20 protein-coding genes are annotated in these 18,536 nt (G+C 30.9%); 17 read left to right on the forward strand and 3 right to left on the reverse strand.

Translation table 11 applies throughout. From position 1 onward, the window contains the following. Positions 1-6 precede the first annotated feature (6 nt). The 6 genes from B2P65_RS11095 (at position 7) to B2P65_RS11120 (ending at position 5,201) form a co-directional block, all read left to right on the forward strand. Positions 7-738: a Stp1/IreP family PP2C-type Ser/Thr phosphatase gene (locus B2P65_RS11095; protein WP_207656761.1), complete on the forward strand. Its 732-nt coding sequence runs from the start codon at positions 7-9 to the stop codon at positions 736-738. After that, the gene (gene pknB / locus B2P65_RS11100; RefSeq protein ID WP_346848505.1) at positions 735-2,708 is read left to right on the forward strand and encodes a Stk1 family PASTA domain-containing Ser/Thr kinase; all 1,974 of its coding nucleotides are present in this window, start codon (positions 735-737) and stop codon (positions 2,706-2,708) included. Before B2P65_RS11095 ends, pknB begins: the two co-directional genes overlap by 4 nt. Before the next feature lie 70 nt (positions 2,709-2,778). Next, positions 2,779-3,642 (forward strand): ribosome small subunit-dependent GTPase A, encoded by an 864-nt coding sequence (gene rsgA / locus B2P65_RS11105; RefSeq protein ID WP_346848342.1) that lies wholly within the window; start codon positions 2,779-2,781, stop codon positions 3,640-3,642. Further along, positions 3,639-4,289 carry a ribulose-phosphate 3-epimerase gene (rpe, locus tag B2P65_RS11110; RefSeq protein ID WP_346848343.1) on the forward strand — a complete coding sequence of 217 codons (651 nt, stop codon included), beginning with the start codon at positions 3,639-3,641 and terminating at the stop codon, positions 4,287-4,289. Before rsgA ends, rpe begins: the two co-directional genes overlap by 4 nt. Before the next feature lies 1 nt (position 4,290). Next, entirely contained in the window at positions 4,291-4,926 is a 636-nt protein-coding gene (locus tag B2P65_RS11115; protein ID WP_346848344.1) for a thiamine diphosphokinase, read from the forward strand. 119 nt (positions 4,927-5,045) lie between these two features. Continuing rightward, positions 5,046-5,201, forward strand: coding sequence for a hypothetical protein (locus tag B2P65_RS11120; protein ID WP_198028577.1), 156 nt, complete (start codon positions 5,046-5,048; stop codon positions 5,199-5,201). Between the two features lie 156 nt (positions 5,202-5,357). Here B2P65_RS11120 and rpmB read toward each other — a convergent pair whose 3' ends face one another. After that, complete coding sequence (gene rpmB, locus B2P65_RS11125) at positions 5,358-5,549, reverse strand: 50S ribosomal protein L28 (RefSeq protein WP_035132719.1); 192 nt, start codon at positions 5,547-5,549, stop codon at positions 5,358-5,360. 223 nt (positions 5,550-5,772) lie between these two features. On the opposite strand from rpmB, the gene B2P65_RS11130 reads away from it, so the two are divergent. The 6 genes from B2P65_RS11130 to B2P65_RS11155 are packed head-to-tail and all read left to right on the forward strand — an operon-like array spanning position 5,773 to position 11,484. Further along, the gene (locus tag B2P65_RS11130; protein ID WP_147519512.1) at positions 5,773-6,123 is read left to right on the forward strand and encodes an Asp23/Gls24 family envelope stress response protein; all 351 of its coding nucleotides are present in this window, start codon (positions 5,773-5,775) and stop codon (positions 6,121-6,123) included. A gap of 13 nt (positions 6,124-6,136) precedes the next feature. Next, complete coding sequence (locus tag B2P65_RS11135; protein WP_346848345.1) at positions 6,137-7,783, forward strand: DAK2 domain-containing protein; 1,647 nt, start codon at positions 6,137-6,139, stop codon at positions 7,781-7,783. A gap of 46 nt (positions 7,784-7,829) precedes the next feature. Then, positions 7,830-9,863, forward strand: a complete 2,034-nt coding sequence (gene recG, locus B2P65_RS11140) for an ATP-dependent DNA helicase RecG (RefSeq protein ID WP_346880164.1) — start codon at positions 7,830-7,832, stop codon at positions 9,861-9,863. 17 nt (positions 9,864-9,880) lie between these two features. After that, positions 9,881-10,435, forward strand: a complete 555-nt coding sequence (rsmD, locus tag B2P65_RS11145) for a 16S rRNA (guanine(966)-N(2))-methyltransferase RsmD (protein ID WP_035132725.1) — start codon at positions 9,881-9,883, stop codon at positions 10,433-10,435. 3 nt (positions 10,436-10,438) lie between these two features. Further along, positions 10,439-10,933: a pantetheine-phosphate adenylyltransferase gene (gene coaD / locus B2P65_RS11150; protein WP_035132727.1), complete on the forward strand. Its 495-nt coding sequence runs from the start codon at positions 10,439-10,441 to the stop codon at positions 10,931-10,933. After that, on the forward strand, positions 10,933-11,484 hold the full coding sequence (locus tag B2P65_RS11155) for an ATP synthase F0 subunit B (RefSeq protein WP_035132729.1): 552 nt from the start codon (positions 10,933-10,935) through the stop codon (positions 11,482-11,484). Before coaD ends, B2P65_RS11155 begins: the two co-directional genes overlap by 1 nt. Here the strand turns inward: B2P65_RS11155 and ylbJ are convergent. Further along, positions 11,481-12,659: a sporulation integral membrane protein YlbJ gene (ylbJ, locus tag B2P65_RS11160; protein WP_346880165.1), complete on the reverse strand. Its 1,179-nt coding sequence runs from the start codon at positions 12,657-12,659 to the stop codon at positions 11,481-11,483. The two genes, B2P65_RS11155 and ylbJ, sit on opposite strands and share 4 nt — an antisense overlap. Before the next feature lie 167 nt (positions 12,660-12,826). Continuing rightward, entirely contained in the window at positions 12,827-14,047 is a 1,221-nt protein-coding gene (locus B2P65_RS11165; protein ID WP_346848348.1) for a nucleotidyltransferase, read from the reverse strand. Positions 14,048-14,224: 177 nt separating this feature from the next. Between B2P65_RS11165 and pta the strand changes: the two genes are divergently transcribed. From pta to plsX, 5 genes are all read left to right on the forward strand, one after another. Then, a complete protein-coding gene (gene pta / locus B2P65_RS11170; RefSeq protein ID WP_346848349.1) occupies positions 14,225-15,226 on the forward strand; it encodes a phosphate acetyltransferase in 1,002 nt (333 codons plus the stop codon). Between the two features lie 86 nt (positions 15,227-15,312). Next, complete coding sequence (locus tag B2P65_RS11175) at positions 15,313-16,509, forward strand: acetate kinase (RefSeq protein ID WP_346880166.1); 1,197 nt, start codon at positions 15,313-15,315, stop codon at positions 16,507-16,509. Positions 16,510-16,752: 243 nt separating this feature from the next. After that, positions 16,753-17,253, forward strand: a complete 501-nt coding sequence (locus B2P65_RS11180) for a DUF177 domain-containing protein (protein WP_346848350.1) — start codon at positions 16,753-16,755, stop codon at positions 17,251-17,253. A 2-nt stretch (positions 17,254-17,255) separates the two neighbouring features. After that, a complete protein-coding gene (gene rpmF, locus B2P65_RS11185) occupies positions 17,256-17,438 on the forward strand; it encodes a 50S ribosomal protein L32 (protein ID WP_035132741.1) in 183 nt (60 codons plus the stop codon). A gap of 100 nt (positions 17,439-17,538) precedes the next feature. After that, positions 17,539-18,531, forward strand: a complete 993-nt coding sequence (gene plsX / locus B2P65_RS11190; protein WP_346848506.1) for a phosphate acyltransferase PlsX — start codon at positions 17,539-17,541, stop codon at positions 18,529-18,531. Positions 18,532-18,536: the final 5 nt, after the last annotated feature.

An 18,536-nucleotide genomic window follows, 5' to 3' on the forward strand; every position in this document is an offset into this window, starting at 1 on the left:
TTTTTAATGGGGAGATTGTTAGGAATAGAAACGGATGTTGGAAATAAAAGAACTTTTAATGAAGATTCCGTTGGTTACTATGAAGAAGAAGATTTCGGTATTTTTGTAATAGCCGATGGTATGGGAGGGCATAATGCTGGTGAAGTTGCTAGTAAGATTGCTATAGATACCATTATTGAATATGTAATTAATCATAAAAAGGATAGGTCAGAAGAGGAAATTTTAAATGAGGCAATCCTAAGTGCTAATAGAAAAATATATAGAGAAAGCTTGTTAAACGAAAGTTGTAATGGAATGGGAACTACTCTTGTGGGAGCTTTTGTGAGAGGAAATAACTTAACTATGGTAAACATAGGAGATAGTAGAGGATATATTTTAAAGGATGGACAGCTTGTTAAGGTTACAAAAGATCATTCATTGGTACAAGAACTATTAGATAATGGAACAATAACTAATGAGGAAGCTAAGAATCATCCTAATAAAAATGTTATAACAAGAGCTTTAGGAACTAATCCAGTAGTGACGGCAGATTACTACAGTTTAGATATAAGAGGGGTTTCTAAAATTCTTCTTTGTAGTGATGGACTTACTAATGAAGTAAGTGAGGAGGATATTTTTAGAGTTTTACAAGGTTATAATGGCAATCAATGTATGGAACTAATAAACATGAGTAAGAAAAATGGTGGAAGAGATAATATTTCTATCATCATTTTTAAAGGAGAGTGGGAGTGCAGATGATAGGAACTATGTTAGGAAATAGATATGAACTCATAGAAAAGATTGGCGAAGGGGGTATGGCAGTAGTATATAAGGCTAAATGTAGAATTTTAAATAGATTTGTAGCAATAAAAATACTAAAGCCAGAGTACTCTAATAATAGTGAATTTATGGAGAAATTTAGAAGAGAAGCTTTAGCTACAGCAACCTTTTCCCATAGTAATATAGTTAATATTTATGATGTGGGTTCAGAAGAAAATATTAATTATATTGTAATGGAATTAGTGAATGGAAAAACTTTAAAAGAATACATAAGAGAAAATGCACCTCTTTCTATGGACTCAACTTTAAAGATTTCAATACAAATTGCGAAAGCTTTAGAATGCGCTCATAAAAATAAAATTATCCATAGAGATATAAAACCTCACAATATATTAATAAATGAAGAAGGTGTAATTAAGGTTACAGATTTTGGAATAGCGAAAGCTACTTCATCTGATACAATAACTCATACTAATAAAGTTATTGGTTCTGCACATTACTTCTCTCCTGAGCAAGCCAAAGGAAAGATAGTTGATAATAGAACAGATATCTATTCTTTTGGAATTGTGATATATGAAATGCTAACAGGAAGAGTTCCATTTGATGGAGAAAGTGCTGTAGCGGTTGCACTTAAACATATACAAGATACTATTGTGCCTCCTAAGGTTTTAGTTCCTGAAGTACCAGATAGTCTAAATAATTTGGTAATTAAGGCTACCCAGAAGGAAGTTATAAAAAGATATAATAATGTAACAGATATGTTAATAGATTTAATGAGAATAGAGAATAATAATAAGTATATAGTAACACCATCAAATATGGATAATGATTATACTACAGTAATGGATGCAACTCAAATTCAAAATACTATGTATGCCAGCAACCTTGGAAAGAAATTAACCAATAAGGATATGGATGATGAGGAAGAAGAGGAAGAAGACGAGGATTATGAAGAGTATGATGGCGAAAAAAGAAAAACTAGCACTTGGAAAAAGGTATTAATAGTTGGAGGGGCTCTTTTATTAACTATTCTCTTAGGTGTATTTGTAGGTACTAGTATATATAATAAAGGTAACACCAATGTTAAAAAAGACGAATTAAAGGTTCCAAAGATAATTGGACTTACAGCAGATGAAGCTAAAGATGCTGTAGAAAAGTTAGGATTAACTTATGTAGTCTTAGGAGAGGAAGCTAGTGATAAGCCAGCTGGAACTATAATTGCAGTATTTCCATCAGAAGGTACTGCAGTAAAAAAAGAAAGTGAAGTTAGAGTAAGGATTAGTACAGGACCAGGAGAGATTGAGGTACCAGATGTTGTGAAACTGGGTAAAAGTGTTGCCCAAGACCATATAGTTACTCAAGGACTTAAGGTGGGAAAGATAACAGAAGACTATTCTGAAGAAATAGAAGCAGGTGCAGTAATAAGTACCAATCCAGTAGCAAAGACTAAGGTTAAAAAAGGTGATACAGTAGATATAGTTATAAGTAAAGGTTCTAAGATTAAGAAGACACAAGTACCAGATCTCATTGGATTAACACTAAAAGAAGCAGAGCAAGTATTAGCCGTAGTAAATCTAAAACTTGGACCTACTACTGCAGTAATAACTGATGATAAAAGTAGAGATGGAAAGATATTCAACCAAAGTGAACCTGCTCTCACTTCAGTACAAGAAAATGAAAAAATAAGTGTTAATTATTATCAATATAAGGATCCAAATGAAGGCAAGGTTCAAGTACCTAATTTTATTGGAAGAACCATTGAAGATGCACAAGCAACAGCTAACTCACTTGGAGTTAGAATAACTGTTACTGGAGATAGAAAAGGTCTTATAATAAGTCAAGATGTACCTGAAGGTAATAAGTTAGATAAAGGAAGTACTATAAATCTTATAGCTCAAATAAAAGCCCCTAATATAGGCGGCGATGATGACGAAGATAAAGAACCTTAACCAATGAGTTAATAATCCTTAGGTAAGTTTTAAACTTGCCTAAGGATTAGTTAAAATTTAGGAGGAATATATGCAAGGTTTAATAGTTAAAGGAATTGGTGGATTATACTATGTAGATGTTGAAGAAAAAGTTATAGAGTGTAAGGCTAGAGGAAAATTTAGGCATAAGGGTGAAACTCCTATGATTGGTGATGAGGTAATCATAGAAGAAGAAAATGGGAAGGGTGTTATAACGGAAATATTAAAGAGAAAAAACCAACTTATAAGACCTGCCGTTGCTAATGTAACTCAAGCCTTTGTAGTAGTTACTAGTAAGAATCCAGATTTGAATTTAAGCTTATTATATAAATTTCTAGTTTTATGTGAGTATAATCATGTAGTACCTATTATTTGCTTTAATAAAATGGACATTGAAAGTGATTATAGCAAGGAAATAGGTAATATGTTAAATGAAGCTGGATATGAAATAATGTATGTACAAGGAAAACATGGTGTTGGCATAGAACAGTTAAAGGGAAAGATAAAGGGGAATATTACTGTATTTTGTGGGCCTTCTGGAGTTGGTAAATCTACTATACTGAATAAAGTTTTAGGTAGAGATGCTATGAAAATTGGTGATATTAGTGATAAACTAAAAAGAGGAAAACATACAACTAGGCATAGTGAACTTATAAGGATAGAAGATGGATTTTTAGTTGACACACCAGGATTTTCTTCCTTGGAATTAGATTTCATAGATAAAGAAGAACTACAACATCTATTTCCAGAATTTGAAGAGTTTAAAGATGGATGTAAGTTTAATAACTGTGTTCATTATAAAGAACCAGGTTGTATAGTAAAACAAAAGGTAGAATCTGGACAAATAAATAAAAGTAGATATGAATTCTACATAAAAACATTAGAAGAAATTATTAGTAGGGGGAATAGAAAATGATAAAATTATCACCATCTATATTGTCAGCAGACTTTTCAAGGTTAGGAGAACAGGTTAAAGAAATAGAAAAATATGGAGCGGATTGGGTCCATATAGATGTTATGGACGGTATGTTTGTACCTAACATATCCTTTGGAGTGCCTGTTATAAAACCCATAAGAAATCTTACAACCTTAGTTTTCGATGTACATTTAATGATTGAAGATCCAGCTAGATACGTAAAGGATTTTGTAGATGCAGGAGCTGATATGATAACAGTTCATTATGAAGCTGATAGACATATAGACAGAACTATAAAATATATTAAAAGCTTAGGAGTTAAAGCTGGAGTAGCATTAAATCCTGGTACTCCTGTTTCTATGATAGAAAACTTAATTCCAGATTTAGATATGGTACTTATCATGTCAGTTAATCCGGGATTTGGAGGTCAAAAATATATAGAGTATTCAGTAGATAAAATATCACAGGTTAAAGAGTTAAAGGATAAATATAATAAAGAATTATATATACAAGTAGATGGTGGCATAGATGCAACCAATGTTAGTAAAGTTATAAAATGTGGAGCTAATTCTATAGTAGCGGGTTCAGCAGTATTCAAAAATAATGAAATAGAAAAAAATATAAGTAATATAAAAAGTGGGTTTTAGTATGCAAGCAGTTATAGTTGGAGGAGGAGATCCTCCAAGTAAAAAGATTTTAGATAAATATATAAATGAAAAGTCTATAATTATAGCAGCTGATGGAGGCGCTAACGTTCTTTTAAATCATGAAATACATCCAAATTATTTGTTAGGGGATTTTGACTCTATTGATGAAAAAACGTATATAGAAATAAGTAATAGCTCTAAAACCATTAGATTTCCAAAGGAGAAGGATTATACAGATAGTCATATAGCTTTTAATAAGGCAGTGGAGTTAGGAGCTACAGAAATAATTTTTTTAGGATGTACGGGGAAGAGAATTGATCATTTCTATGCAAATTTATGTATTCTCAATGAAGGTTTAAAAAAATCAATAGATTGTCGTATAATAGATGAGTATAATGAAATCTATCTTATAGATAAACCTACAAATATCTTTGGGAAAAAAGGGGATATATTTTCTCTATTTAGTTATTTAGAAGATACCCATGATTTAACTATAGAGGGAGTCAAATATAAATTAAAGAATTTTGAACTAGCACAAGGAAACAATCTCACTGTATCTAATGAGTTTGAGGAGGAAAAAGTTAGCATAACTTTTTCTAAAGGATGTCTTATAGTAGTGAGAATTCATAAAATATAAATTTAAAATATAGGATTACAGTCATTATTACAATTGATGATTGTAATTTTTTTATTTATGTACCACTTTTTACGTCAATACATATAATGATACTAAAAAGGCTTATGGGGGAAGTAAGTATGAGGAGTAGGACAACTAAAAGGTTGGGACTTATTGTTAGTTCTGTAGGAGCAGGGATAGTATTAGCTATGCTAATTCCATTTTGGGGGTGGATGGTAGCCATAGGTTGTGCCATTATATGTGCTGGATGGTTTATAATGAATAAGTTTTGCTAACAATTGGTTAAGGAGGTTAAAGGGTGACTATAAGAGTAATTAAACTACCTAAGTTTTTATCTAAAATAGTTAAAATTTTTGTAAGAAAAAAACATAGTTATTAATTTTGCACATAAAAAAATGCAACTATAAAGGTAGTTGCATTTTTTTTACCAATTAAACGGCACGTTGAACCTTACCAGAACGTAAGCATCTAGTACAAACGTGTACTGTCTTAGGTGAACCGTTAACTATAGCTTTAACTTTTTTTAAGTTTGGAGCCCATTTTCTTTTTGATTGACGGTGAGAGTGAGAGAATTGTACTCCTGAAACTACACCTTTATCGCATATTTCACATCTTCTTGACATATATTACACCTCCTCAAAATTTCAACATACTGCTATAAATCAAACACAAGTTATTTTAACATAATTACTATGATTGTTGCAAGTATTAAGAAAAATAAACACATACCATTTTATTATACATATTGTTATAATAAAATTCAATGATATATATAATTATATTAGTTGAATTAAATCTTAAGTTAATATAAAATGTTTATAAGGTATAATTAAGGAGGAATTGATTATGAAAGCTAATATAACAACTGAAATAGGAAATATATACTATTCTGAAGATGTAATAGCTAATATAGCAGGTGTATCAACCATGGAATGCTATGGAGTTGTTGGCATGGCTTTAAAGAATGCTAAGGATGGTTTATGGGAATTATTAAAAGCTGAAAACCTAGCAAAAGGAGTTAAAATAACTCAAAAAGAGAATGCTATAGCTATAGAACTATATATAATTGTTGAATATGGAACTAAAATTGCAGTAATCGCTAATAATATAATACAAACAGTTAGATACAATTTAGAAAATCTTACAGGTGTTAAGGTTTCTCAAGTTACTGTTAATATTCAAGGCATTAGAGTTTAAGGGGGAACATAAAGTGGCATATACACAGATTAATGGACGTGATTTTTCAAATATGATAAAAAGTGCTTCAAATGCATTAGAGAAGCAGAAAGAATATGTAAACTCCTTGAATGTATTCCCAGTACCTGATGGAGATACAGGAACAAATATGTCTTTAACCTTTAAGGCTGCAGCTAGAGAAATAGAAGGTTTAGAGAATAAGGGTATAGGAGAAGTATCTAAGAGGTTAGCTAAGGGTGCTTTAATGGGAGCTAGAGGAAATTCTGGAGTTATTCTTTCTCAGATTCTAAGAGGTATGGCAAAGGGTCTTGAAAATGCAGAGGAGGCAACTATAGAGGAAGTTAAGAATTCTTTTGTAGAAGGCTCAAATTTTGCTTATAAAGCAGTTATGAGACCAACAGAAGGAACGATTTTAACTATAATTAGAGCGGCAGGAGAAGCTGCTATCTGCAGTGAAGCTGAAAACATAGTTGAATTATTTGAAGAAGTATGTGAAGAAAGTAAAAAGATGCTTGATAAGACTCCAGAAATGTTACCACAGTTAAAACAAGCTAAGGTAGTAGATGCTGGTGGAATGGGATTATTAATAATATTAAGAGGTATGTTAGAAGTTCTAAAAAATAAAAGTGAAGTTTCTTTAATTAATGATTTAGAAGGTGAATCAGAAAATAATTATGATATTCCAGAGCTAAACATGGCTCCTGAAGATATTAAATTTGGATACTGCACAGAGTTTATCATACTTAATGAAGTAAAAGATATACCCAAATTTAAAGATTTCCTTGAATCTCAAGGTGATTCATTAGTTCTTGTAGGATTAGAGGATATAACTAAGGTTCATGTTCATACTAATGATCCAGGAGCAGTTTTATCTAAAGCAGTAACCTTTGGAGATCTTTCAAAAATTAAAATTGAAAATATGAGAGAACAACACAGATCTTTATTAGGAATAGATGAAAGTAGCAATGATGCAGTAGTGGAAGAAGTAAAAGAGGATCCTAAAGCTTATGGTTTCGTAACTGTAGCTAGAGGTAATGGAATTTCTTCAATATTTAAAGATCTTGGCGTAGATCAGGTTATTGAAGGTGGTCAGACTATGAATCCTAGCACAGAGGATATAGTTAATAGCATCAATAAAATTAATGCTGAGGTAGTATTTGTTCTTCCAAATAATAAAAATATAATAATGGCAGCTACACAAGCTGTAGATTTAATAGAAGACAAAAAGGTTATAGTAATTCCTACAAAAACTATCCCTCAAGGAATTACAGCTATAACTATGTTTAATCCAGATGGCTCTTCAGAAGAAAATGAAGCAGCTATGAATGAAACTATAGAAACAGTTACTTCTGGTTCTGTAACCTATGCGGTTAAGGATACTGAAGACAATGGTAGACATATTAAAGAGGGAGATATTCTAGGATTATTAGAAGGAAAAATAAATGAAATAGGTCAGGATGTATATGCTGTATGTAAAAAGCTTATAGAAAACATGGTAAATGAAGATAGCGAGCTTATTACTATATTCTATGGTGAAGACTGTGAAGAGGATAAGGTTAACCAGTTGGTATCAGAATTAGAAGAAGCATATCCAGACATGGATGTTCAATGTTTTAATGGTGAGCAACCATTATACTATTTTATTACATCAGTAGAATAAAAGCCTTAGGGCTTTTTTTCTATGTTAGCCATATGGAGTTGATAAGGTGAATATTTATAGTAGTGTTACAGCAATTAAAGGTGTAGGGCCTAAAATGGCTGAGAAATTGAGTAAATGTGGAATATATAGTATTTTAGATTTATTGTTATACTTTCCAAGGGATTATGAGAGTATCTTTATTGTTGAAGATTTAGATGAAGTGGATTCTAAGGGGAAGATAATTTTAGAGGTTGGAGTGGAGAGAATTTTACCTGACATAAGGACAAAAACAGGCAAAATACTTACAACCATTAGATTTATTCATAAGGGAAGATTAGTTAAGGGAATATGGTTTAATCAGCCCTATGTGAAAAGTAGTTTTAGAATTGGCAGTAGATATGTTATAAGTGGCATTATAGAGAAACAAGGTAGAGATTTTATAATTAAGAATGGAACCATAATGAGGAATACTACTACAGAGAGTACAGATATTATGGCAAGATATCCCTTAAGGGACGATATTTCTAATACTTTTTTAAATAAAATTGTTACAGAAACTTTAAACACAGTAAAAATAAAAGAAAATTTACCAAAGTCAATTTTGGATGAACATGATTTTATGTCTTTGGATAGTTCTATAAGAAATATACATAATCCTAAAAGTTTAAAGTTATTAGAAGAGGCAAGAAAAAGATTAAAGTTTCAAGAGTTATTTACATACTCTTTAAAGCTTATGGCCTTAAAAAATAGAAGTATTAATTCTAAGGGAATCTCCTTTTCCATATCGAAGGATCTGAAAGCTTTAAAGGATAAGTTGCCTTTTCAGTTAACAGATGCACAAACTAGAACTGTTAGAGAAATATTAAGAGATCAAAAGAAACCTAGTCCTATGAATAGATTAGTTCAAGGAGATGTAGGTAGTGGTAAGACTATAGTTGCTTTTATTGCCCTTTTTAATGTTATTATGAATGGATATCAAGGTGCCATGATGGCGCCTACAGAAATATTGGCAAAACAGCATTACTACGAGGCAGAAAAAGTCTTTAAGGATTTTAATATTACCATAGAGTTACTAACAGGTAGTACCACAGAAAAAAATAAAAACCTTATAAAAGAAAAGTTATTAAAGGGTGAGATAGACTTAATAATAGGTACTCATGCTTTGATAGAAGATAATGTCCAGTTTAAAAACTTAGGACTTATAATAACTGATGAACAGCATAGATTTGGTGTTGGTCAAAGAACTAGATTTGGAAATAAGCGTGAAGATATTGATGTACTTGTAATGAGTGCTACACCTATTCCAAGGACTTTATGTTTATATCTTTATGGAGATTTAGAAGTATCGATAATAGATACTTTACCACCAGGGCGAAAACCCATTGATACCTATTATTTATCTACTCAGGAAAAGGGGAGAATATATAACTTTGCTTTAGAGGAGATAAAAAAAGGAAGACAGATTTATGTAGTTTGTCCATTGGTTGAAGAAAATGAAGATATGAAATTAAGTTCTGTAACAGCATTATATGAAGAACTAAAAAAAACTTACTTTAAAAGTATGGAAATCGCCATTCTCCATGGTAAAATGAGTAATAAAGACAAAAATTTAATTATGAGTGAATTTAAAGAAGGAAACATTAAGGTGTTAATATCCACTACAGTTATTGAAGTAGGTGTAAATGTACCTAATGCAACGGTTATGATTATAGAAAATGCAGAGAGGTTTGGATTATCTCAATTGCATCAGTTAAGGGGAAGAGTTGGAAGAGGATCTCATAAATCTTATTGTGTTCTTGTAGCTAATATAAAAAGTGAAACAACTAAAAAGAGAATGGACATAATGAAAAATAGTAATGATGGTTTTTATATAGCGGAACAAGATTTAAAATTAAGAGGAAGTGGAGAAATGTTTGGACTTAGACAATCTGGTGAAAATGGATTAATTCTTAGTGATTTATCAGAGGATTTTCAACTATTTAAAATAGCAAATCAGGAAGCTAAGAAATTTATTAATAACAAGGATGAAGAAAACAAAAGAATACTTAAAGAAATAATGATTAACTTAGAGAAAAGCACTAGTTATATTTGCTTTAACTAAGGTCAAAGGAGATAAAAATGAGAGTAATTGCAGGAAAAGCTAAAGGAAGAAAGTTACTATCACCAGAGGGGATGGGCACTAGACCTACTCTAGATAGAGTTAAAGAATCAATTTTCAGCATAATACAAAATAAAGTAAGAGGCAGTATAGTTTTAGATCAATTTTCTGGTACAGGAAGCCTAGGTCTAGAGGCTGCAAGTAGAGGAGCTAAAGAGTGTCATTTAATAGACATGGGAGACGTAACTTATAAATATTTAAAAGAAAATATTAAAAATTTAAAATTTGAAGATTTCTGTACATCTTATAAAGGTGATTCATACAAATACTTAGAGGAGTTTGGGAGAATAGGAAAGGTATTTGATTTAATATTTATAGACCCACCTTATGCAAAAGATATGATTCCACCAGCTCTAGAACTTATTAAAAAACATAATTTACTACAAAGAGATGGCTTGATTGTAACGAAAATAGATTCAGGTGAAGAAATTTGTGAAGGTTATGAAGACATTGTTTTAATAGACCAAAGAAAATACGGAAACACCACTGTATGTTTCTATGAATTTAAGGAGTAAAAAATGATTAAAGCAGTTTATCCAGGCAGTTTTGACCCAATAACAAATGGTCACTTAGATATTATAAAAAGATGTTCATACGTATTTGATCAGGTTACAGTAGCTGTATTACTAAATCCTAACAAAAGTGGATGGTTTAGCATTGAAGAAAGAATTGATCAAATTGAGAGAGTGGTTAAAGCCTTACCAAATGTAAAAGTAAAAAGTTTTACAGGTCTTTTAGTGGATTTTATGGAAGCAGAAGACAGTGATGTAATGGTTAAGGGACTTAGATCTATGTCAGACTTTGATTATGAGTTTCAAATGGCACTAATGAATAAAAAGCTTGATAAAACAAAAGAAACTATGTTTATGATGACCAACTCTAAGTACTCTTATCTTAGCTCATCAGCTATAAAGCAAGTGGCTTTATTTAAGGGACACTTGGATGGATTAATTCCAAAAGAGTTAGAAAATGAAATTAGAGAGAGAGCTAAAAGTTTTGAGGGGGAATTATAGTGAAGGTATTAGAACTATTAGATTATCTACAACAAACTATTGACATGTCACCAAAGAATTTAGTAGGTAAAGTATCTATTAATAAAAAAGAAGTCTTAAGAACTCTTAATGAAATGAGAAAATTGCTACCAGATGAATTTGAAGAAGCTAAAAATTTAATGAATCGTAAAGAAATAATTTTAGACGAAGCAAGAAGTGAAGCAGAACGTATTATTCAGGATAGTAGAAAAAGAGCACAACAAGAATATGAAAACTGTGATGTGTTAGTAGCTGCTAAAAAAGAAGCAGAAGAAATATTAGAAAGTGCTAATGAGGAAGCTAAAAAAATTAAAGGTGAAGCTAATAAGCAAGCTAAGGATTTAAAATTTGGAGTTATGAATTATGCAGACAGCACTTTAAGCAATTTACAAAAGGATATAGACATTATAGGAGAAGAGTCTTTAAAAGTTATACAAAATGAAATGGAAGAAATGCTTGTTAAATTATATAAAGAAATTTCTTCCACTACATCTAAGGTAAGAGAAAATATTAAAGAATTAGGAAATGACTAAAAACAATCTCGTAACTTTTTAAATATTACAGGGATAGAAAATATAAATATTAGTAGTACCAAAAACCCTGGTTTAGATGATAGCATAGTATTGTTTATGAAAAAAGTTTCCTGATTAACTAGAGAAAATGGTAGCTTTAAAAATAACAATGTTATCAAGGTGCATATTATTCCCTGAACAACTTTTAGAAATATATATTTTTTCATTGATACCTTATATTTGTAAACAAAGGAGTATACTTGGAAAGTTATAGATAACCCACTAAAACCTATTAAAAAGCTGCATATAAGAATTTTAATATTTAGAGTTAAGGAGCTTATAGCTACAATGTTACATCCATTTGTAATTTCTATAAATCCAAGGAAGACTCCATCAAGTAGATTGTAATTAATAATACCAGAACTACATAAAGAAATAAGGGCAGTGTGATATATTCCACTGCTTTTTATTATGTTTATAATTACAGAAAAAATAACTACAAAACTACCTATTGATAAGCAGGTTTTGGTAGCATCTTCAAGGGAATTTTTCATAGCTACCCCGAAGTTAGGGCTTTCTTTTATCTGTGTGGCAGCAACAGAAGAATTACTATATATAGTATATTTATTAGTCTTTTTAGTAGGTAATATTAACCCCATAACAATACAAGATAAAGCATTAGAAATAAGAAGGATATAACCCAAAAATGCACTATGGAGCATTGCAGTACCAACAGTACCTATAATAAACAGAGGGCTTCCATTGGTGGCTATATTTAAAAGTCTTTCAAAAGTTGGTTTATCAATAACCTTCCTTTCATAGAGTTCACAAGCATATCTGGACCCAAGAGGATATCCACAAAACAAACTAGCTAAAATAACTACACTACACTCCTTTGGTAGTCTTAAAGGGGTACATAGTATCTTACCTAAAAATTTTGAATAAATTTCTATACCCCCAAAAGAAAAAATTAAGTTAACTATGACCAAGAAGGGGAATAGTGATGGAAATACTGAGTAAAAAAACAGTTTAGCTCCATTTATAGTAAAGGCTATGCAATCTTTAGGATTTAGTATGATGTAAATAATTAAGAGGGAAAATATTGTTGTAAGCAGAAGGTTTTTTGATGAATTTCTAAATAATAAATATATTAAAAATATAATAAGCGCAATTACAATAAAAAATAATGCCTTCATTTAAATAATCCTTTTAAATTGATATACTTAAATATATTTTTTATCTTGGGAATATATGATAACAAAATATAGGTAAAATAAAATCTTCAAGGTACTTCCAAAACAATTCACTAAAAATTAATCTAATGATTTAGGTTATTTTGGTATGGTTCCTTGAAGAATTATGTTTATAATATAATCGGGCTTTGTAGATAATCTTCCATAGCACTTATGGAAGGATTTAGAATGCTATAGCCACTAGTGCATTGTAAATCTAATTTTAAGGTAGGGTTTATATACTTTGGTAGTTTTGAATATATTGGTATAGAAGAATTGTTCTTCATTGATTTTAATGCCATAGCTCCATGTTTAGTGAAGCCCAAAATACGAGCATATGGACAAGGCTCTTTACGCATTTCTAAGGTATTGTATTCATAAAAGCCTAGAAAATACTGACATAGTATTCTACTGATTCTAGTATAGGTATATCGTTTACTTTTTATCATTTCAATACAATGTTCATAATCTTTAGCGTCTTTTATGGTAGCTAATATCTTATTATGGAGACCTTCAGAAGCATCCGGAATTGATTCGAAAAAGTTATTTTTGCTAGTTATAGCCTTATACTTTATATATGGATACATCATGTAATCAAAGGGAAAATTATAATTTTTATTTTTAAGTTCTATCATATCCTCGTAAACACTAGGAGGAACATGAGATATTAATTCTTCCATTGAAGTATTTGATTTCAAGGATTTTCTAATAGCAGTAGCACTTGAGAAGATATTATTTAAATTGGTACTATTGTAATTTCCACCTTCCCTTTTTATGGTATAGGGTACAATATTACTATGAAGTTTTTTTATGCTCTTAAGGTATTCAACACCTAAAATATTATTAGAAGAATTTAGATAATCAGCTAAGTCTTTTTCATTATAGTAATTTTTCTTATTTAAATAATGAATTAAAGCTGAAGAACGAGCCTTTGGAAAAGGTAATCCTCTATCTAAATCTTCTTTCAATAAGGACTTGAATAAAGGAGGTTCTTCTACTAGTAGATCAGATACTTCTTTAAGAAAGTCTATATCACCTGCTTCACTTCCAAAGCAAATTGAATCTACTATCCCTAGACTATTAAGAAGACTTACGGAACCATAAGAAAAGAATTCCGCAGAAGATAGGCTGTATATTGCAGGGAGTTCTAAAACAATATCTACCCCATTATTTAAAGCCATTGATGTTTTTTTCCATTTATCTACTATAGAAGGAATACCTCTTTGATTAAAGTTTCCACTCATTACTGCAATAATTAAATCACTATTAGTCAATTCTTTAGTTTTATTTATATGAAAAAGGTGTCCATTGTGAAGAGGATTATATTCCACAATAATTCCTGATATTTTCATTAAAATTACCTCCTGTACTCATATAACCATAGATTATATCAAAAAAATGTTAATTATCATAGCCTAATTATTAAATTAAGTCAAAAAAATTCAATATAGAGGTTGAAAAATATATATGAAAAGGGGTATAGTAATAAGGGATATTTAGAATATTTTTACTGAAAGGGGTAAGAAAAAATGAGTTTTACACAAAAGGTATGGAAATTAGCACAACAAGAGATGAAGACAATAGTACTTCCAGAAGGTGAAGAAGAAAGAAATTTAAAGGCTTCAGAAATTATCCATAAAAATAAAATAGCTAAAGTTATATTAGTAGGTAGCCAGGATAAGATTAAGGAAAATGCTAAGAATTTCGGGGTAAATATTGAGGGAATTGAAATTGTAGATCCTGAAGTATCACCTAAGACTGCAGAGTATGCAAAAGCATTTTATGAACTTAGAAAAAATAAGGGTGTTACAGAGGAAAAAGCATTACAAACAGTTAAAGACCCAGTTTATTATGGAACAATGATGGTTAAACTAGAAGATGCCCATGGATTAGTTTCAGGAGCAGTACATAGCACAGGAGATTTATTACGTCCAGGACTTCAAATTATAAAAACAGCTCCAGGAATAAAAGTTGTTTCAAGTTTCTTCGTTATGGAACTTGAAAATTCTTCATATGGAGATAATGGTACTCTATTATTTGGAGATTGTGCAGTTAATCCTAATCCAACATCAGAAGAGCTTGCATCAATAGCTATAAGTACAGCAGAAAATGCAAAGACTCTATGTGGAATAGATCCAAAGGTTGCAATGTTATCTTTCTCAACTATGGGAAGTGCTAAACATGAAAATGTAAATAAGGTTGTTGAAGCTACAAGAATGGCAAAAGAAGCTAGACCAGATCTTGCAATAGATGGAGAATTACAATTAGATGCAGCTATAGTTGATAAAGTAGCAAGTCTTAAAGCACCAAATAGTACAGTAGCAGGAAATTCTAATGTTTTAATATTCCCAGATTTACAAGCAGGAAATATTGGATATAAATTAGTTCAAAGATTTGCAGGAGCTGAAGCTATAGGTCCAGTATGTCAAGGGTTTGCAAAACCAATAAACGACCTTTCAAGAGGATGTAGTGTAGATGATATAGTAAATGTTGTAGCAATTACAGCAGTGCAAGCGCAAAATAGCAAATAAATATTATATTGATTTAATTAAAAATATATTGTAATCTAATATAATGATATATTAATATATTACAAATGCGTCAGGAGGAAATGAGAATGAAAGTATTAGTAATAAACTGTGGAAGTTCTTCATTAAAGTACCAATTAATAAACATGGAAACAGAAGAGAGCTTAGCACAAGGATTAGTTGAAAGAATAGGAATTGAAGGTTCAATTTTAACTCAAAAGGTTCCAGGAAGAGATAAATATATAATAGAGCAACCAATGGCTGACCATAAAGATGCAATAAAATTAGTTTTAGATGCATTAGTAGATGGTAACCATGGAGTTATTTCTTCAATGGATGAAATATCAGCAGTAGGACACAGAGTTGTTCATGGTGGAGAAAAATATTCAGAATCTGTAGTAATTGATGATGCAGTTATGGAAAGTTTAGAAGAGTGTGTAAAACTTGCACCACTTCATAATCCAGCAAACATAATTGGAATTAATGCTTGCAAGAGCTTAATGCCAAACACTCCAATGGTTGCAGTATTCGATACAGCATTCCATCAAACAATGCCAAAAACTGCTTATATGTACCCACTACCATATGAGCTATACACTAAGTATGGAATAAGAAAATATGGTTTCCACGGAACATCACATAAATATGTATCAGCAGAATGTGCTAAATTAATGGGCAAAGACATAAAAGATGTTAAAATCATCACTTGTCATCTTGGAAACGGAGCTAGCTTAGCTGCTATAAAAGATGGCCATTGTGTAGATACAAGTATGGGATTCACTCCACTTGAAGGAATAGCAATGGGAACTAGATGTGGAAACATTGACCCTGCTATAGTTACATTCTTAATGAATGAAGGAAAAATGACAGCTAAAGAAGTTGATAATTTAATGAACAAACAATCAGGAGTTCTTGGATTATCAGGAGTAAGTAGTGACTTTAGAGACATAGAAGATGCTGCTAAAGAAGGAAATGAAAGAGCTATTCTTGCTTTAAATGTATATAACTACAGAGTAAGAGAAATGATTGGTGCTTATGCTGCAGCAATGGGCGGAGTAGATGCAGTTGTATTTACAGCAGGACTTGGAGAAAATGCTATAGAAACTAGAGCAGAAATTTGCAAAGGATTAGAATTCTTAGGTGTTGAAATAGATGATGCTAAGAATAATGTTAGAGGAAAATCTACAGAAGTAAGCAAAGATGGAGCTAAAGTAAAAGTATTTGTTATTCCTACAAATGAAGAGTTAGTAATAGCAAGAGATACTAAAGAACTTACTTCAAAATAGTAAAAATATTTATGTGCTTGAGTAAAAAATTAGCTTTTTATCTTAAGGAAAAAATATACATGTGTAAATTACCTTGACTTTTATCGGTATAATTTATATAATAACTTGTGTTTGAATGATATATTTAATTAACTTAAGGAGGGAAGTTGGAGCTTTACTCAAGCTATGCATTTTGCATTATATATAACTAGTCTTAGTTATATGAGGAAAAACAGGTATATTATGTTTTTTCAGAGTGTTGTTATGATTATAAACTTTAAAGATTTAAATGATAAGAACTATGAGAGAAAGAATATAGATATCGAAATTGAGAAAGATAAGTTTTACGATGGTAGTGAAATGGTAAAATACTCCAAGCCTATTAAGTTTAATGGGTTTTTGCGTCGCAAAAAGGAAGTTATAGAACTTATTGGTGACGTAGATACTGAAGTATTATTAAATTGTTCTAGATGTGCAAAAGCTTTTTCTTATGAAGTTAAGGTGCACATAGAAGAAGAAATATCAAACACTGATGATTGTGAGATTATCTCAACCAATACTGAGAATATAGATATTTATGAAATTATTGAAAACAGTATTCTCCTTGAATTACCTGTTAAAAGGTTATGTAAAGAGGATTGCAAAGGCTTATGCCAGACTTGTGGGAAAGATTTAAATTTAGGACAATGTTCTTGTACTGATTTTTATGTAGACCCTAGACTTGAAAAGCTATCACAAATGTTTTCTAACCATAAGGAGGTGTAATAATGGGAAATCCAGCTAGAAAATTTTCAAAAGCAAGAAGAGATTCAAGAAGAGCTCAAACTTTTAAACTTGGTTTACCAGGAATAGTAGAGTGTCCTCAATGCCACGAAATGAAGCTTGCTCACAGAGTTTGTAAGAACTGTGGTTACTACAAGAATAGAGAAGTTGTTTCAACTGAGGAATAAGAAGAAAGTCGATAGACTTTCTTTTTATTTTTATGTGGAAATTTAAATGAAAAAAATATATAATGTATTTAAATATTTTAAAATTATGAAAGGAGTTACTATGAAGGTTGTAGTTGATGGAATGGGTGGAGATAATTCACCTGAAGCTATAGTAGAAGGTTGTGTTCTTGCACAAAAAGAATATGATATAGATATAATAATTACAGGTCAAGAAGATCTTATAAAAAAAGAATTAGAAAAATATGAATATACCAAAGGAAGAATAACTATTTTAAATACTACTGAAATTATTTCAACTAATGAAGCACCAGTAAAAGCTCTAAAGACTAAGAAGGATTCATCTCTTGTTAAAGCTTTAGAATTAGTTAAGAATAAGGAAGCAGATGCCATTGTATCTGCTGGAAGTACAGGAGCCTTCTTAGCGGGCTGTACTCTTATTGTAAAGAGGATTAAAGGGATAAGCAGACCAGCACTAGCACCAGTTATGCCAGGTAAAAATGGTCCATTTATGATAATAGATGTAGGAGCTAATGCAGATTGTAAACCCCATTATTTAACTCAGTTTGCTCAAATGGGTAAGGTATACTTTGAAAGTGTATTATCTGTTGAAAATCCTACTGTAGGTCTTATAAATATAGGATCAGAGGAAGAAAAGGGAAATGAATTAACCAAGGAAGCTTATCAACTTTTAAAACAAGAGAATTTAAATTTTATAGGAAATGTAGAGCCGAGAGAAATTCCTAAAGGAGAGGTAAATGTCCTTGTATGTGATGGTTTTGTAGGGAATACCGTATTAAAGATGTATGAAGGCGTTGCAGAAACCATTCTAAGTGAGCTTAAAAATGAAATAATGAGTTCCGCAACAACAAAAATAGGTGGACTATTATTAAAGCCTGTATTTAAGAGATTTAAAAAGCACTATGACTATAAAGAATACGGTGGAGCTGCATTTTTAGGGGTTGATGGTATTTGCATAAAAGCTCATGGAAGCTCCGATGCCAAGGCTTTAAAAAATGCAATTAAACTTTCTAAAACCTATTATGATACAAAAGTATTAGATAAAGTTAAAGATGCTTTTAAAGAAGAAAAATAAAAAAA

Origin of the sequence: Clostridium sp. UBA3061 (assembly GCF_002367465.1) — a bacterium.
Taxonomy (GTDB): Bacteria; Bacillota; Clostridia; order Clostridiales; family Clostridiaceae; genus Clostridium_J; species Clostridium_J sulfidigenes.